Genomic DNA, 16933 nt, shown 5'->3' with positions numbered 1-16933 from the left:
CCTGTCCCGGGTCACCAGATTGTTGCCTTGTTGCGCTTTCCATCCCGGACCGAATCTATGCTGTCTTTGGTGCAAGATTGCATGGACTGGTTGCGAAAAGGTTTAACCCATCGCTTTTTCGGCATTTTCCATGCGACGGGGTGGGCGCTGCGGCAGCGCAATTCGAAAACAGGCACCGCCCTGACCCGGCAGATAGATGATCGAGCCGCCAAGAAAGCCCATGATTTCCTTGCAGATCGCCAGCCCCAGCCCGGCGCCCCCGGCACGGGACGGGTCCTCCAGCCGGGCAAATTTCTCGAAGATCAGCGAACGGTTTTCGGGGGCGATGCCCGAGCCGTTGTCGTGAATGTCGATCTCGGTCCAGCCTTTCTGGTTGCGGCGGGTGTCGATGCGGATCACCGGCTCGGGGGCATCGCAGTATTTCCGGGCGTTCGAGATGACGTTTATCAGCACCTGCAACAGCCGGTCCGTATCGGTGATGACCGGCAGATGTTCGGCGACAGGATTGCGGCGGATGGCGAAGTCGCGCCCTGCGGCGCGAGCCCCGGCGGCAACGAGTGCGCGATCGATCAAGTCGTGCAGGTTGACGACGCCGGGCTTGAGTTGGGCCCGCCCTGCTTCAAGGACAGAGATATCCAGCAGGTCGTCCAGCAGACGTGTCATGCGCCCGGCCTCGTCATTGATGATGCCGGCGAAGCGGGCGCGGTCCTCTGCGGACAGCTCGGGCTCCATCATGATCTCGGAAAAGGCGCGGATCGATGTCATGGGCGTGCGCAACTCATGGCTGATCTGGCCCAGGAATGCATCCTTTTGTGCCGAGAACGCCGTCAGCTTTTCGTTGCTTTCCCGAAGCATGGCAGCGGTTCTTGCCAGCTTTTCCGAAGTAAGCTCCAGCCGCCGGTTGTCCTCGAGCGCGCGGCTGGCTTCGCCGGCGACCTCCATCAGATCGGCTACGGTGACGCTGCCGCGCCCGCCGACCCGCGCCATCAGCGCGGCCGCTGCCGCCGCACCTGCCGTGCCGGCCAGATGGCGTTCGAAATCGACCAGAAACCGCGGTGTCAGGTCGGGAAGATAACCGGATTTGCCCTGTGCCTCCGCGGCCTTGCGAAAGACTTCCAGCGCATGTTCATTGCCCCAGATCCGCCCGGCCAGCGACAGCAGCGCCTCGGCCTGCACTACGGGGACGGTTTCCCCGGCGGCTGCGTCCGGCGCGATGGTGTGGACAAAGGACAGGGCTTGCAACCGCTCGGTCGGGTTGGGAAAATCGGCAAGCGAGATCAGCGTCAGCAACAGCAGGTTCACCGATAGCGCCAGCAGCACCGCCCCCGCGAAAGGGTCAATCCCTGCCGGGAATGCGGGGGTCGAGGCCAGCCCCAGCGAAGGCAGAAAGATCATCCGGCCCCAGATCAGCGCTCCCGCGACGATGCCGGCAATGGCGCCGCGTCGGGTCGCGCCGCGCCAGATCAGCCCTGCGATCATTGCCGGCAGCACCTGCGCCATGCCGGAAAAGGCGACCGTGCCCATGGCGGCCAGTGCCGTGGTGCCTCCGGTCATGCGATGATAAAGCCAACCCGCGCCGATCACCGCGACAATGGCCAGCCGCCGTGCGTTCAGCATCAGGCTGCCCAGGTCCTCGCGCGTGCTGGCGGGCTCGGACAGGGCTGTCTGGCGCAGCCAGAGCCACAGCGGCACCAGCCAGTGGTTCGCCATCATCGTCGACAGGGCGATGGCGCTGACCACGACCATCGACATGGCCGATGAAAAGCCACCCAGAAACACCAAGGCCGCCAGCGTATCGCGCCCCTGCGACAGCGGCAGGGCCAGCACGTAAAGGTCGGGGTTCGATCCCTTGGGCAGCAAATCCATGCCGACCACGGCAATGGGCAGGACCAGAAAGGACATCGCCGCAAGATAGGCGGGAAAGGCCCAGCCGGCCTGCCGCAGGCGATCCTCGTCGCTGGCCTCGACCACAAGGACATGGAACATGCGCGGCAGCACCATGACCGCGGCCCCCGACAGGGCGATCAGCGTGAACCACCGTTCCGGCCGGATCTGCCAGCCCTCGCCCCCGGCGGAAACGGCCATGCGATCTATGCGTGCCAGCACGTCCGAGGGCCCGTCGGCGATGCCCCAAAGCACATAGGCGCCGACGGCCACAAAGGCCGCGAGCTTGATCACCGCCTCGACCGCAATCGCCATGACGACGCCGTGATGACGCTCGTTCGCAGCCAGATTGCGGGTGCCGAACAGGATGGCGAAGGCGGCGAGCCCCACCGCCACCCAAAGCGCGACATTGGCCGGCAACGGATGTCCGCTGGTGGCGAATGCCGAAAGCGCCATCGAGACCGATTGAAGTTGCAGGGCGATATAGGGGGTCGAGGCCAGCACGCCGATCAGCGTCACCAGTGCCGCCAGCCCGACCGATTTGCCGAAGCGGCTGGAAATCAAGTCTGCGATCGAGGTCACGCGATGCAGCCGCGCCACCCGGACCAGACGCCTGAGCCCCCACCACGCACCGGAAAACACGATGCCGGGCCCAAGATAGATCGTCAGGAACTCCAACCCCGAACGGGTGGCGTAGCCGACCGCGCCGTAAAAGGTCCAGGCCGAGCAATAGACCGACAGCGACAGCGTATAGATCACCGGCCTGTTCATCCAGCGCCAGCGGCCGGCAGCCGCGGCGCGGTCGGCGGCATGGGCCAGCAGGAACATCAAGGCGATATAGACGACTGACGCGGCACCCAGGGTTTCAGGCGTCATCCTCGTCCTCCGCCTTCCCGCGCCCGATGGCGTGATGCAGCGCGGCGGTCACGGCGATGGTCAGCGCCCAGCTTACGGCAAGCCAGACCGCGCCACGCCCATAGCTGAAATATTGCGGCAGCCACATCGGCGGCAGCACCGCCAAAAGCGCGAACAGCATGGGCACGACGCGAACGGCGTCACCCAGCCGGCGGTGGCGATAGGCGTCGCGGCCAAGGAACAGGCGGCGCATGCGCGATCTCAGCCCGTGCCCAGCAGATCGCGCACGATGGCGCGCAGATCGGCATTGGCAAAGGGTTTTGCCAGCGTGCGGTCCGCGCCTTCGGGCAGGTTCGCCATGCCGCGCGCGCTGAGCAGCAGAACCGGCAAGGTCTGCAATTGGGGATCGGCGCGCAGCTCGGCCAGCACTTCGGCGCCGCTGCGGCCGGGCAGCATGACGTCAAGGATGACCAGTCGCGGCAGCAGCGCGCGGATGCGCTGAACGGCGCCGCTGCCTTCGGCCCATTGCTCGCATTGCCAGCCTTCGCGCGACAGGATGAAGCGGACCGCCTCGGCGATGCTGGGTTCGTCTTCGATCAGCAGCACATCGACATTCGCGGTCACGGGCGGCTCTCCTGAGGCTTTGCTGCGATCATGGCGGGGGGCGGGAGCGTTGTCAAAATCAGGCGGGCCCCAGAATCGAGGGCTCGTGCCGCGCAGGGCAGCCGGGACGTGGACAGATGCGGCAGGCCGGCCCCACCCCCAAGGCCGGACGGGCGTCGCGGCTTGCGGCGGGGCGGATCAGCATCTGCGCCCGGCTGAGCGCGGGACCGCCGAACCCCATGGGCAGCAGCCGCTCGGCGACCGCCCATGCGGCAAAGCGATTGCCGGTTGTGGTCTCGATCAGCCGGGCGACGGGCAGTTGCGGCTGGGCCAGCGCCTCGAACAGCGGCCAGAGCGCGCAGCCCTCGCCCGGGCGCGGCAGCTCGAACCCGGGCGCGGTCTGGCGAAACAGCGTTGCGCCCGATCCGTTGCAGACGATCAGGCCGGCTTGCGCCCATGGGCCGGGACGCAGCATGCCCAGTCGGCGAAGCACCAGATCCAGCGGGCGGCCCAGCCGTGCCGCGATCAGCGCCGGATCGTCGGCATCTTCGCCCACGTCGTCGACCACCGCCGCCAGCGCCGCGTCGGGCAAGGCGGCACGGTCATGTGCCTGCACAGCCAGCAGGTCCCGCGCCATCACCCGCGCCGCGTCCGAGGCCAGTTCCGTTGCCTCGGCGGGCTGGGGCTGGCCGGCGGCGATCCATGCCTCGACCTCTTCCTGCGGCGACATCGGCACCGCCTCGTCCTCGAAACTGTCCAGATAGGCGACCAGCGATTGCGCCGTCCGCGACAGGCGCTGGCTGTCGCTGTCGAGGTTGGCGTGAAAGCGGTCGCGCCACTCGGGCTCGATCTCGGGCGTCTCGGCAAGGATCGAGGCGGTCGAGCGCAGCGCCGTCACTGCCGATTGCACCTCGTGCAGCGTCGCCAGCAAATAGGGATCGCGCGTCATCCGGTCAGACAGCACGATCAGCCGCCGCTCCAACGCGTCGGCGCGGCGGGTTTCCCCGGCCAGCGCCGAGGCCCAGCCGGGAAAACGCGCCGCGAATTCGGCGATCTGGTCCAGCTCGACCAAAGTGCCGTGCTGCTCGGTTGCCCGCGTCGCCGCCTCGCGCAGGGCGCCGACCAGCGCCTCTTCGCGGTCCGAGGCAAGCTCGGTCGCGTCAATCTCCAGCGCCTCGGCCAGCCGAGACAACAGGTCCTGGCCGACCGGGCGGCGGTTATGCTCGATCAGGTTCAGATAGGCGGCCGAGATATTGGCCCGGCGCGCCACCTCGGTCTGGCGCCGGCCCAGCGACAGCCGGCGCTCGCGGATGCGGGTGCCGATAAGGGGGCGTGCAACAGGGTGACGAGCGGATAATCGTGACATGGTTCAGATCCCGTCGCGGGTCTCTTCCAGATGGCGGATGGCCTTGACCACCAGATCGGCGAAACTTTGTGCCGACAGTTTATCCTTGAGGGTCTGGCTGACGTTTGAGACGGTCTTGTAGCTGATATTCGCGCGCTCGGCGATTTCGCGATAGCTGAGCCCCTCGGCGATGGCGTGCAGGATGTTGAGTTCGCGCGGGGTCAGGTGCGGGCGTGCCGGCATTGCGCCCGGCCGCTCCATCAGCGCGATCTTGCGGGCCAGATCGGCGGGGACATAATTGCCGCCCTTTGCCACTGTGTGCAACGCTTCGCAGATATCGTCCGAGGGCGAGTCCTTCATGATGATGCCATTGCAGCCGGCCTGCAGCGCGCGCCGCGCGATGATCGGGCTGCGGTGCATGGTAAAGACCAGGATCGGTTGGCCGGCACCGACGGCGCGCAGCCGTTCGATCAGCCGCACGCCCGCCAGCTTGGCTTCGCCCATGGTCAGGTCCATGACGATCACATCGGGGGCCTGATGCCGCCATGCCCGCCAGCCCTGCGACGGCGTGGCGGCGGCGATCACCTCGCATTCCAACCGGCCGCGGGTGATCCACTCCCAGCCCTCGGCGACGACCGGATGGTCATCGACGATCAGGACGCGCAGCGGTGCAGAGGGCGTCGGGGTTGGAGTCGTGCTGGGGGCGATTGCGGTCATGGTGCGCATCCTTGCTCGCCCGGGCAGGGCAGGTGGAATTCGGTGACGGTCAGTTGGCCCTGCCGCCGGGGTGGCAGGTAGCTTCCGCCAAGCGCGCTGGCGCGGTCGCGCATGCCGGTCTGGCCAAGCCCGGCGCGGCCCGTTGCGGCGGGGCCGTCGCCGTCGTCGCTGACCTTGATGACCATGCCGTCGTTCGCCCTGCCCAAAGCGACCCGGATCGCGTCGGGTGCGGCATGACGCAGCGCATTGAGGACGCTTTCGCGCACAAAGCGATAAAGCGCGATCCGCCCGGCTTCGTCCGGTTGGGGAAGGTCTGCCGCGCAATCAAGGGTTATGCCAATCTCGGGGGCGATCTCGGCGAATTCGATCAGCAGTTCCTGCAGCATCTCGGCAAGGCTTGCATCCTCGGTCGGTGCCAGACGCAGATCGTCGATGGCCGCGCGGGCGCTTTGCCGGATTGCCTGTGCATGGCGGGTGACGGCGGCCAATGCCTCGGCCAGTGCGGGATCGGGCGAGGTGTCGGCGGCCGCGCGGCTGGCCTGATCCACGGTGGCCTGCAAGGCGAAAAGCCGGGGGCCGATGCCGTCATGCAGGTCGCTGGCGATGCGGGCGCGCTCTGCTTCGGCCAGGGTCAGCATCCGGCCTTGCAACCGGCGGTTCTTGGCCCGTTCTTCCGCCAGATGGCTTGCCAGCGCGTTGACGCCATCGGTCAGTGCGGCCAGTTCCGCCAGCCCGGTCTGTGGTGCGCGATGGTCCAGATCCCCGCCCCGCATCTGGTCCAGCGCCGCACCCAAAAGCCCCAGCCGCCGCGACACGAATGCGGTGACGGCCATGGTGACCCCCATTGCCGCTAGCGCCATTGCGGCCAGAAGCGGCAGGATCAGCCGGATATCGGCCCAGGCCTCGGCGATTTCGTCGCGAGGATCGGTGCGGATCTCCAGCACGCCCAGCACGTTGGGATATTGCGCAATGCGGATCAGTTCGCGCTGCGGTTCGGGGCGGGTCAATGCTGCGAACCATTCCGGGACCCGCTGTGGAGGCAGGCGCGGCGGCAGCGACAGCGCCACGGGTTGGCCCGATGCATCGCGCAATTCGGCCGACAGGTGACGTTGCGCCTCGATCTCGGCGGCGATGCGGGCGGCCAGCGTCATCATGTCGCGCTGCTCGAATGCGGTGGGCAGGTTCAGCGTGGCAAAGGCATTGGCCAACCGGAAGGCCGAGCCGGTTTCGTTCTGAACCGAGTTGCGGGCGTTCATGATCAGCACCGAAGCCACGATGGCGAACATCGCCACCCAGACCAGCGCCGAGCCGCCAAGCGCCAGCAACCGCAGCGTCACGCCATGCACGCGCCGGATGGGCGCCGTTTCGACAGCCGCAATGTGGCTGGTTGCATCCATGCTTCTCCCCGGCCGCGCCCGGCGGCCCCTCGGGGAAAGACTAGGACGCGGATCGGTGCGGGGCAAGCGGGCTGCGTGCATGTGCAAGAGCCGGGAAGCGATGCCCGGCCCTTGTATGGTCGTATGGTTTGGCTCAGCTGTGCGAACTGACGGGGGTTGCCGGTTCGGTCGGTTCGGGGCGGCCAAGCGCGCGGCGCACCAACACGAAGAACAGCGGCACGAACAGTACGCCCAGCACCGTGGCCGAGATCGTGCCCCCCAGCACCGTGGCGCCGATGGTGTTGCGGCCGTTCGCGCCGGCGCCGGTGGACAGAACCAGCGGCAGAACCCCCAGCGAGAATGCAACCGAGGTCATGATGATCGGCCGGAAACGCTGGCGCGCCGCCTCGGTCACCGCCTCGTAAAGCGGCTTGCCGGCCTCGGCCTGTTCGCGGGCGAATTCGACGATCAGGATGGCGTTCTTGCCGGTCAGGCCGATCACGGTCAGCAGGCCGACCTGGAAGAACACGCCGTTGTCGAACCCGCCCAGCCATGCCCCGACCAGCGCGCCCAGCACGCCGATCGGCATGGCCAGCATCACCGCAAAGGGGATCGACCAGCTTTCGTAAAGCGCCGCCAGACACAGGAACACCACCGCCAGCGACAGGCTGTAAAGCAGCAGCGTCTGGTTGCCCGCCTGCTGCTCTTCCAGCGACAGGCCGGTCCACGCCACGTCAAAGCCCGTCGGAAGCTGCGCGGCCAGTTCGTCGATGGCGGCCATCGCCTGACCGCTGGACACACCGGGTACCGGACTGCCCTGGATCTGCATGGCGGGCACGCCGTTATAGCGGTCCAGCCCCTGCGGCCCATAGGTCCAGTGCCCCTCGGCGAAGTTCGAAAACGGCACCAGCCCACCCGAATTGTTCCTGACGCGCCACTTGTCGATATCCGTGGGCACGGCGCGGGAATCGGATTCGCCTTGCACATAGACGCGCTTGATACGGCCACGGTCGATAAAGTCGTTCACATACCGTCCCGCCCATGCGACCGAGAGCAGACCACCTACATCGGTGGCCGTCACCCCCATGGCGCCGGCCTTGCGCCAGTCGATGTCGAGGTTGTACTGCGCCGCGTCCTCCAACCCGTTCGGTCGCGCCGAGGCGATGCGATCATCCTGCCCGGCCATGCCCAGAAGCTGATTGCGCGCTTCGAGCAATTGCTCATGCGTTTGCCCGCCCCGGGCCTGAAGATAGAAGTCGAAGCCCGAGACGTTGCCCAGCTCGATCACCGAAGGCGGAACGATGGGAAAGACAAGGGCGTCGCGAATGCCCATGAGCGCCGGAAAGGCTCGTCCGGCGATGGCCTGCACGGACTGGTCGGGCCGCCCCCGTTCTTCCCAATCCTTGAGCCGCAGGAACGCGATGCCCATGTTCTGCCCCGAACCGGCGAAGCTGAAACCCGAAACGCCAAAGAAGGATTCGACGTTCTCGGATTCGTTCTCGGCAAAATAATGCTGGATCTGGTCGATCACCGCATCGGTGCGTTCGGACGTGGCGCCGGTCGGGCCCTGGATCAGCACGAACATGATGCCCTGATCTTCGTCGGGCAAAAACCCGGTCGGCGTGCGCAGGAACAAAAAGACCATGGCGGCGCCGATGCATAGATAGATCAGCATCATTCGCAGCGGGCGGCGGATCAGCCAGTTGACCGAGCTGCCATAGCCCTGCGTGGTGCGGTCGAAGCCGCGGTTGAACAGCCCGAACACGCCGCGGGTCTTGTGGCCGTGCTCGTTGCGCAAAAGCGTGGCGCAAAGCGCCGGCGTCAGCGTCAGCGCGACCAGAACCGACAGACCCATGGCCGAGGCGATGGTGATGGCGAACTGCTTGTAGATGACCCCGGTTGAGCCGCCGAAGAAAGCCATCGGCACGAAGACCGCCGACAGCACCAGCGCGATGCCGATCAGCGCGCCGGTGATCTGACCCATGGACTTGCGCGTCGCCTCTCGTGGCTCAAGCCCTTCCTCTTCCATGATGCGCTCGACGTTTTCGACCACGACAATGGCGTCGTCGACCAGCAGGCCGATGGCCAGCACCATGGCCAGCATGGTCAGCGTGTTGATCGTAAAGCCAAGCGCCGCCAGCACGCCGAATGTGCCCAGCAGCACCACCGGCACCGCCAACGTCGGGATCAGTGTCGCGCGCCAGTTCTGCAAGAACAGCAGCATGACGAAGAACACCAGCACGATGGCCTCGACCAGCGTCTTGACCACCTCTTCGATCGAGATCAGCACGAAGGGCGTGGTATCGAAGGGGATCACATAGCTCATCCCTTCCGGGAAAAAGCGGGCGAACTCCTCCATCCGCTCCTTGACCCGATCCGCCGTGTCCAGCGCATTCGCGCCTGACGCCAGGCTGATCGCCAGCCCCGAGGCCGGTTGCCCGTTGTAGCGGGCATTGGTCATGTAATCCTCGGCACCGATCACGATACGGGCCACGTCCTTGAGCAGGATCAGCCCGCCGTCCTGTTCGGCGCGCAGCACGATCTGCTCGAAATCCTCGGGCGTGGAAAGCAATGATTGCGCAGTGATGGTGGCGTTCAGCATCTGCCCTTCGGGGGCGGGCTGGCTGCCGAACGAGCCAGCCGAGATCTGGGCGTTCTCGGCCGAGACCGCCGCCACCACATCCGAAGGTGTCAGTTCAAAGGCGGCAAGCTTGGACGGATCAAGCCAGATCCGCATCGCATATTGCGCACCGAACACCTGCACCGAACCCACGCCCTCGACCCGGCTGAGGTCGTTCACGAGGTTCGAGATCAGGTAGTCGGCAAGGTCCACCTGTTCATAGCGGTCGTCGGTCGAGGTCAGCCCGACGACCATCAGGAAGCCCGAGGCGGATTTCTCGACCGTGATACCCTGGCGCTGCACCGGTTCTGGCAAAAGCGCCGTGGCCTGCGACAGCTTGTTCTGGACCTGCACCTGGGCGATGTCGGGGTCGGTGCCGGTCTCGAAGGTCAGCGTGGTGGTCGAGGTCCCGGACGAACTGGAGCTGGACGAGAAATAGCGCAGCCCGTCCAGCCCGGTCATCTGCTGCTCGATGATCTGGGTGACCGTATTGGCAACGGTATCGGCCGATGCGCCGGGGTAGGTGGCACGGATCGTGACCGAAGGCGGCGCGATCTGCGGATATTGCGCCACCGGCAGGGAGACGATCGACAAGAGCCCAAGCCCCATGATCAGGATCGAGATCACCCAGGCGAAGACCGGACGGTCGATGAAAAAGCGGGCCATGTGCGGTTCCTGTGCTGTTCCCTCGGGGCGCGTGTCCGGGGTCAGTTCGCCGGCTGCTCTGATCCGGCGTCGGTTTCTGTCGCGGTATCTGTGCTGTCGCCCGCTGCATCGGGTTGGGCTTCGGGCTGGTCGGATTGGGTGGGCTGTTCTTCGGTCCCGGCGTCCTGCGCGGGCTGCTCTGCAGCGCTTTCGGCAGGGGCGGGCGGGGCATCATCCGCTGCGGCCCCACCTTCGGCAGCGCCGGTTGTTGCTGTCTGGCGCTCCTCGGGGGTGACGGTCATGCCGGGGCCGATTTTTTGTAATCCCTCAACGACGATACGGTCGCCGTCAGCCAGCCCCTCGCTGACGATCCAGTGGTTGCCCATGTCCTGAAGAATGGTCAACTGGCGCTGCTCGACCACATTGTCGGCATTGACCACCAGCGCGATCGGCTGGCCGCGGCGGTCGCGCGTCACACCCTCTTGCGGGGCGAGGACCATGTCGCGTGCCGTGGCCTGCTGCACCACCGCCTGCACATACATCCCCGGCAGCAGGGTGCCGTCGGGATTGGCGAATGACATCCGCAGCGTCACCACGCCGGTCGTCTCGTTCACATAGGGTTCGGCGGCGGTCAGCCGGCCTTCCTGTTCATATTCGCTGCCGTCCGCCAGCCGGAGCGTTACCTTGCGGTCCAACTGTTCCTTTGCCTGCGCGGCCATCTCGCGGCGGAAACGGATAAGCTCGGCCGCCGATTGCGTCACATCCACATGCACGGGATCGAGCTTGCGGATCACGGCAAGCGGGGTGGCCTGGCTGGCCGTCACCAGCGCGCCTTGACTGGTCTGCGCCAGGCCGATCTGGCCATCCAGTTCGGCGCGGATCGTGGTGCGTTCAAGCTCGATGCGGGCGGTCTGCAACTGCGCCTCGGTCACCTTGACGGCGGCTTCGGCGGAATCCCGGGCGGCGATGGCATTGTCGGTCGTGCTTTCGCTGGCGACGCGGCGGTCGCGCAGGGCGCCGGCGCGGTCCGCCTCGCGGCGCGCGGCCTCGGCCTGGGCGCGGGCCTGCGCCACGGCGGCTTCGGCCTGGGCCACGGCTGCCTGATAGGTGGTCGCGTCGATGCGGAACAACGGGTCCCCGACCTTCACGCGGCTGCCTTCATCGAACAGGCGCTCGGTGACGATGCCATTGACCTGCGGACGCACCTCGGCCTGGGCCGAGGCGGTGACGCGGCCGGGCAAGGTCGTGGTCAGGTCGACGTCCTGGGCATGAAGCGTCACCACGGTCACGGCTGGCGGCGGCATTTGCGAGGGATCCTGCGCCATGACGGTCATGGGGCAAAACCCCGCCGCCAAAGGAAGGATCACGGAAATCGCCATGCGGCGCGATAGCGCGAACATCGTTTTGCTCCGGCATTTGCTGACGCACGCATAACCAACAGTTTCCCGCAGGATGATCAATCCCAAAATCGCGCAAAGCGCTGGGTTGCCGCTGGTGTCAGGATGCAGCGAGTGCCGGTTGGGCAGAATGGAGGGGAGTGGTGCCCGGTCGGCACTGCCGCATGGGTATTTTAGCAACGAAGAAAGATCGCTTATATACTCGGATGCGCCGGGGGTTTGCGTTTCAGGGAGGAGGCGCGTCGGGCGCAAATTGGTCTTGCGGAGGGCCACGCGAGACAGTAAGCAATCCGGGCCTCGCGGGTGTAGCTCAATGGTAGAGCCGCAGCTTCCCAAGCTGAAGACGAGGGTTCGATTCCCTTCACCCGCTCCAAAAATACCCTACATCCGAATATTCATCCCGATAATACAATGTATTACGGCATACTGGGTTGCATTGCTGCGTACCGGCTCTACCATTTTTGCGCACCATTTTGCGCCACTTTTCGTGCATCATTTCGATTGTATGTTGGAGCGGCTGACGCATAGTCACGCCCATGACCTTGATTCTGCGCGATGCGACATTCTACCTGAAACAGCGGGTCCCGATCCGGTATCGATCGGTTTAGTGATCCTCACCCCGATGCGCAGATCATTGCCGCAACCGTCGAGGCGCCGCCGATCGGCGTGGGCGGGCGGCGCTGCTGGTGGCCGAGTGCGCCCGCGCCAGGCGCACACCGGGTCGGGGGAGGATGAGAGGCGGCTGTTGAGCCTCGCGGATGGGACTGTGCCGATGAAGGGTTCATCGCCCATGAGGAGAAGGGTGATAGATGGATCTGGCGGGATCGGCACAGGAACCGGCGCGAGATAAGGAGTGTGTTTTGTCCTGTGTCCTATACCGGATCTGCCGCCGAACTGGCCAGGCACCGTCGCGAATATCTCGCATGGTACGGCGCGTTACTGCATCTGTTGGCGGAGCTGTCCTGGTGCAGCGCATTTACCGCCCTACGGCTGGTTGAGGGGCTTCCAGAACTATCACCGTGTGACGGGAATAAGAATTAGTTTGGAAGAGCCGCCAGAGATGGCGGTCAAAACCTGCGAGGATCGAGATGGCTTGAACGCCCAGATTGTCGTTGCCGGTGATGGCTATGGTCTTGATAATTCACGAGGTGAGATTAGCGCCGACACCGGCGAAGACGTGGTGCGCCAGACTGTCATAGCCACTCAAGGCAGAATAGCCCTTGACCAGCATAAGAGGTCGGCCCATCGTTCCGCCAACCAAAGGGCAACCTCGAAACGCTGGGTGCCAGACATTTGACTTTTGAGGTCAAGCTAGCGCGGGTAAGATGATGGATAAGAATGAAGAGCTCACAGGCCTTCTTCGAAAATTGATTGAACAGAACAACAGACATAATGAGGCGATCATTTCACTGCAAAAAAAATTATTGCATGGAGTGGAAGATCTTAGAACTACAATTTCTTTCCAAAGCCTTAAAGACAAAACAATTGAGTTCTTGTTTGAGGACAAGCTTATCAGGTTATTTGTTCCTGATGCTGACCATGATTTTGTGCAACGTTCAATTCTTCGGGGGCGATGCTTTTATGAGGCGCCTGTACTCCGAAAAGTTCGGGAATCTGTCAATCTTGCAGGAAAATCTGTAATTGATATTGGCGCCAATATTGGTAATCATACCGTATTCTTCTCAAAAATATGCAAGGCGGGAAAGTGTATAGCGTTCGAGCCCGTTCCTTTCCTGGCGTCCATTGCTCGGCGTAATGTCGAAATAAATCATCTTCCAAAAGTGGAAGTTCTAAATCTGGCTGTATCAGATGTGGCTGGAAAGCTTTCGGTTTCAAGGCATCTCGCGCATAATTTGGGTGGGACGTCCTTCTGCGAGGCGGAAGATGGAAATATAGATTCGGTCAGAATAGATGATCTCGATCTAGGTCATGTTGACTTCATTAAGATTGACGTTGAGGGAAATGCACACAAGGTTTTGCTGGGCGCCAGAGAAACGATCATGGGATCGCATCCAGACATCATGATCGAACTGTTTGCTGATGAATTTGATCCCAGCAAGGAGTTTTTGGAGGACTGCGGCTACGGCCTGCTTTCTGATTTTGGCGGCAAGAACTATTTCTTCCGCCATGTTGGCTGATCAGCGACATATCGCAATGTGATTGGCGCTGCAGGCCGATTGATCCGTGACAGAGCGTCCGACCCGGCTGACCGGGCACATCGAGGCTTTGGTACGCAGTGGAATCTGGCACCGATGGTGAGTGCGCCTCAGGCATTGTGGGGCGGCGCAGCAATCTTCAAGCCTTGTGCCAACCCTTCGGCGTCCGGATCGCATGAAACGCTCAGGCGTCCGTGATCGCGTGAGAGTACCCTTGAAAAAGGCATCAGAGCGGCCGAAGGGCGCCACGATTCCGTAGGGATCGAGGCACCCGAAGTGGCATCGCGGGATGGTGGTTGCCGATGCTCCCTATCTCACACCACCATCGGCGCTGACGGCCCGTCCGAGGCTGCGCACAGCCGGAAATACTAGCCCGGCCGGCAGCAGGAAAGTGCGAGTTGCAGATCCAACTAATCGCTTTGCGGGTGCAGAACGAACACCTCAAGCGCCAGTTGGCAGAGTCCAAGTCGCAAAGCTGACCCGCTATTTTACGATCAAACGGAGAGGCGATGACAGACCCGGATTACCGGCGCGATCTGGCGCGGGATTTTTCACAACCAAATGGAGACCTCATGGACGCGCGCCCTGACCCGGCCTGATCGAGGCTATGCACAAACTTCTCGGCGGTGCGGGCACTGCGCTTGTCGCCGCGTTGATCGGGCGCCTGATGTGGCACGCGGCTGAGGTCTGATCTCAACGGCGTCCTGCATTCGGCCTGTTCATGTTCTGGGAGATTCCGATGGCCGTTGGCCTGGCTGTGATCAGCGCAGGCGCCGGCGATGAAGGCGAACCTCATGTCGCCTCGCGCGCGAAAAAAGCGGCCGCTTTCTTCAGGATGTCACGCTCCGCACGAAGACGCGCGACCTCTTTCTTCAAGGCTGTAACCTCGGCCAGATCGGCCCGCATCTGCCCGTTCCCCGGAAACGCCGCCACGGACGCTGACGTCAGCTCTCGCATCCAGCGGCGCAGCACGCTCTCCGCCACGTCGAGATCACGGGCCGCTTGCGCTACCGCAACTCCACGATCCGTCACTAGCCTTACGGCCTCAATCTTGAACTCACGCGTAAACTTCCGTCTCGCCCTATCCACTCTCCAGTTCCTTGGTCACAATCTTATCTGCGTGTCCACGAAACCGGCAGCAGGCCAAGTACAAGAGAGCAAGCAGGGACATCGCTAAACCTATTGGTTCGAACCGAGACCAATTCGGAAATGGACGCAGACATCTTCCGACTCGGCCCGCCTTCGTGCCGGGTTTTTCATGTCCGACCCCTGCCTGAACACGCGCGACGGGGGCCGAGGTTCCCCAGAACCGAATCCAGCATAGCACGAAAGACGGCAGGAGATGACCATAGCGCCGTCAGTCGATATCGTTTTCGTTAAGCCACACCATTGTGCGCGAGAGCATCGGCGCTGGAAGTTTCTGACCAACCCGCAGTCGTGCTGAGCGAAACGGGCCGGCCTCCTACTCACTAACAACGCATCGCGACGCGGAATCGACGCCACGTCGCTTTTCCCGATTCCCGCCCCGCCTTCGAGCGGGATTTTTTCATGGAGAAACGACATGACTGCTGTCATGAATGCGGTGCGCGCGCGGCAAGCGCGCTGCGCTGCCCTGGGCTTTTGGCCCGGCCCCATCGATGGCATCGACGGAGCCCGCACCCGCGCCGCCTTTTTCGAGGCCACGGTCGCGCAGCGCGCCAAGAGGCTGCCATTCCAGCACCCGACCGATATCACCCGGATCCATTGGCATTGGACGGGCGGCGGACATGAGCCGAATGCCACGGACATGAAGGCCTATCACGCGCTGATCAGCGGTGACGGCAAGAGCCGCTGGCCGGTCGATCCGACCGCCTCCCGCTCGCACATGCTCAATGCTAACGGCGGCGCCATTGGCCTGGTCCTGACCGGGATCATCGCTTGGGCTGCGTCCAAGGCCCCGCAGAAATGGGGTGTTGAGATCGAGGCCCGGCACCGTGAGGCGCTCGTGCCACGTTGTGCAGCGGTCCTTGAGAGAGCACCCCTTGCACGCGTTGGTCCAATAGCGCCGCATCTGCAGACCCTGCTGCTCAGTCGTGATGCGATGCGTCAAAGCTCGACCTGCCGGGCAGCGATACATATCGGCACCGGGTTCATAGGCGAAGTCGGCCTTCACGAAGTGCCCCTTGGCTCGGCTGCCCGATGTGTCCGAACGTGGCACGGTGGTGGTAATGCCTGCCTTATGGCAGGCCAAAATCTCGTGGGCGCTGAAGTAGCCCTTGTCGGTAAGAATGTGCAGGTCCTCCCGTTCCAACACTCCTTGGCCTGCTTTCCTATCCGCGTCAGCAGATCCCGGTCATGGCCCTGGTTCGTGACTTCGTGGGTGACGATCAGATGGGTCTCGGCATCGACAACGCTTTGAACATTATAGCCAACATGCCCGCTGTGCTGCGCGCGGGTCGCCATGGCCTGGATGTCGGGATCGGTCAGGGATACCTGACCGTCTGGCGCAGCGTCCAAGGCCATCTCCATCGCCAGAAGCCGTTCGGTCTCGCGCCGGATGCCATTATAGCGGCCAGTCAGATGGGCTGCCCGTTCCGCGCGGGTCGCGCCGGTTTCCTGACGATCGATCCGTTCGGCCTCCTCGATATAGCTCCCGACCTCCGCCTTCAGATGCGCAAGGCGGTTTGCGCTCTTACCCTTACTGAAGTTGCGATCCCGATTGTTGACCGCCTTGAATTTGTTGCCGTCGACCGCGACCGTATCCTCCTTAACACGCCGATTCGGCGGCAAAGTTGAACGAACCGGGCGCAAGCCCGGCGGATGGCAGCGCCGTTGTCGCGCCGGAAATCTGCGATGGTCCTGTGGTCGGGCACCAATCGCCCCGTCAGCCACATCAGTTCCACATTACGCCCGGCTTCCCGCTCAAGCCTGCGGCTGGATGGGATCCGGTTCAGGTAACCCATAGATGAACAACTTCAACACGACCGCAGGGTGGTAGCCGGGACGGCCAGTTCGCGCGGCAGCATGACGATGGAAACTGAGCCCCGCCAGATCGAGTGCATCGACGAAGATGTCGACAACACGAACCAGATTATCTTCCGCTACCCAATCATCCAGCCGCTCAGGGAAAGTGTGGTCTGATCCCGGCTGACACCCTCGATGAAACCCGCCATGCGAAGCCTCCCAACCTCATGAGAGCGTAGCACATAATGGGGTTTTTACACAGCACCGGCGGAGAACCGCCGAAGGCTTGGATATCCAGCGTGTTCTGCATAACAACCTGATTATCTAGTTGAAGAACGGACCAATATCCGCAAATCTAAACTGTCTTGTACAGTTATGTGCATGACCCCGAT

General features: G+C 63.6%; 10 protein-coding genes, 1 tRNA gene and 2 pseudogenes. 3 read left to right on the top strand and 10 right to left on the bottom strand.

Annotation, left to right across the window (positions count from 1 at the left end; all coding sequences use genetic code 11):
- Window positions 1–102 precede the first annotated feature (102 nt).
- The 8 genes from JWJ88_RS19240 to JWJ88_RS19205 form a co-directional block, all read right to left on the bottom strand.
- Window positions 103–2760: an ATP-binding protein gene (locus JWJ88_RS19240; RefSeq protein ID WP_205296037.1), complete on the bottom strand. Its 2658-nt coding sequence runs from the start codon at window positions 2758–2760 to the stop codon at window positions 103–105.
- Window positions 2750–2992, bottom strand: a complete 243-nt coding sequence (locus tag JWJ88_RS19235; RefSeq protein WP_205296036.1) for a hypothetical protein — start codon at window positions 2990–2992, stop codon at window positions 2750–2752. Before JWJ88_RS19235 ends, JWJ88_RS19240 begins: the two co-directional genes overlap by 11 nt.
- A gap of 8 nt (window positions 2993–3000) precedes the next feature.
- Window positions 3001–3363 (bottom strand): response regulator transcription factor, encoded by a 363-nt coding sequence (locus JWJ88_RS19230; protein ID WP_205296035.1) that lies wholly within the window; start codon window positions 3361–3363, stop codon window positions 3001–3003.
- A gap of 58 nt (window positions 3364–3421) precedes the next feature.
- On the bottom strand, window positions 3422–4708 hold the full coding sequence (locus JWJ88_RS19225; RefSeq protein WP_205296034.1) for a helix-turn-helix transcriptional regulator: 1287 nt from the start codon (window positions 4706–4708) through the stop codon (window positions 3422–3424).
- A 3-nt stretch (window positions 4709–4711) separates the two neighbouring features.
- Complete coding sequence (locus JWJ88_RS19220) at window positions 4712–5404, bottom strand: response regulator transcription factor (protein WP_205296033.1); 693 nt, start codon at window positions 5402–5404, stop codon at window positions 4712–4714.
- Window positions 5401–6801: a LapD/MoxY N-terminal periplasmic domain-containing protein gene (locus tag JWJ88_RS19215; RefSeq protein WP_205296032.1), complete on the bottom strand. Its 1401-nt coding sequence runs from the start codon at window positions 6799–6801 to the stop codon at window positions 5401–5403. The genes JWJ88_RS19220 and JWJ88_RS19215 overlap by 4 nt, the downstream gene beginning before the upstream one ends.
- Before the next feature lie 133 nt (window positions 6802–6934).
- Window positions 6935–10066: an efflux RND transporter permease subunit gene (locus tag JWJ88_RS19210; RefSeq protein ID WP_205296031.1), complete on the bottom strand. Its 3132-nt coding sequence runs from the start codon at window positions 10064–10066 to the stop codon at window positions 6935–6937.
- A 41-nt stretch (window positions 10067–10107) separates the two neighbouring features.
- A complete protein-coding gene (locus JWJ88_RS19205; RefSeq protein WP_205296030.1) occupies window positions 10108–11445 on the bottom strand; it encodes an efflux RND transporter periplasmic adaptor subunit in 1338 nt (445 codons plus the stop codon).
- Between the two features lie 296 nt (window positions 11446–11741).
- Here JWJ88_RS19205 and JWJ88_RS19200 point away from each other — a divergent pair.
- From JWJ88_RS19200 to JWJ88_RS19190, 3 genes are all read left to right on the top strand, one after another.
- Window positions 11742–11815, top strand: a tRNA-Gly gene (locus JWJ88_RS19200).
- A 687-nt stretch (window positions 11816–12502) separates the two neighbouring features.
- Entirely contained in the window at window positions 12503–12739 is a 237-nt protein-coding gene (locus JWJ88_RS19195) for a hypothetical protein (RefSeq protein WP_205296029.1), read from the top strand.
- 31 nt (window positions 12740–12770) lie between these two features.
- Window positions 12771–13580, top strand: a complete 810-nt coding sequence (locus tag JWJ88_RS19190; RefSeq protein WP_205296028.1) for an FkbM family methyltransferase — start codon at window positions 12771–12773, stop codon at window positions 13578–13580.
- Window positions 13581–14373: 793 nt separating this feature from the next.
- Here the strand turns inward: JWJ88_RS19190 and JWJ88_RS19185 are convergent.
- Window positions 14374–14687, bottom strand: a pseudogene (locus JWJ88_RS19185) (transposase); the annotation flags it as partial.
- Between the two features lie 889 nt (window positions 14688–15576).
- A pseudogene (locus JWJ88_RS21900) lies at window positions 15577–16750 on the bottom strand (IS1182 family transposase); the annotation flags it as partial.
- Window positions 16751–16933 lie beyond the last annotated feature (183 nt).

It is taken from the genome of Paracoccus methylovorus, from assembly GCF_016919705.1.
Classification (GTDB): domain Bacteria; phylum Pseudomonadota; class Alphaproteobacteria; order Rhodobacterales; family Rhodobacteraceae; genus Paracoccus; species Paracoccus methylovorus.
This window is presented reverse-complemented; position numbering and strand designations above follow the sequence as displayed.

Excerpts from the sequence above, each read along its gene's own strand:
- JWJ88_RS19240 (WP_205296037.1), bottom strand. The coding sequence starts at position 2,760 with ATGACGCCTGAAACCCTGGGTGCCGCGTCAGTCGTCTATATCGCCTTG.
- JWJ88_RS19235 (WP_205296036.1), bottom strand. The coding sequence starts at position 2,992 with ATGCGCCGCCTGTTCCTTGGCCGCGACGCCTATCGCCACCGCCGGCTG.
- JWJ88_RS19225 (WP_205296034.1), bottom strand. The coding sequence starts at position 4,708 with ATGTCACGATTATCCGCTCGTCACCCTGTTGCACGCCCCCTTATCGGC.
- JWJ88_RS19220 (WP_205296033.1), bottom strand. The coding sequence starts at position 5,404 with ATGACCGCAATCGCCCCCAGCACGACTCCAACCCCGACGCCCTCTGCA.
- JWJ88_RS19215 (WP_205296032.1), bottom strand. The coding sequence starts at position 6,801 with ATGGATGCAACCAGCCACATTGCGGCTGTCGAAACGGCGCCCATCCGG.
- JWJ88_RS19210 (WP_205296031.1), bottom strand. The coding sequence starts at position 10,066 with ATGGCCCGCTTTTTCATCGACCGTCCGGTCTTCGCCTGGGTGATCTCG.
- JWJ88_RS19205 (WP_205296030.1), bottom strand. The coding sequence starts at position 11,445 with ATGTTCGCGCTATCGCGCCGCATGGCGATTTCCGTGATCCTTCCTTTG.
- JWJ88_RS19195 (WP_205296029.1), top strand. The coding sequence starts at position 12,503 with ATGGCGGTCAAAACCTGCGAGGATCGAGATGGCTTGAACGCCCAGATT.
- JWJ88_RS19190 (WP_205296028.1), top strand. The coding sequence starts at position 12,771 with ATGGATAAGAATGAAGAGCTCACAGGCCTTCTTCGAAAATTGATTGAA.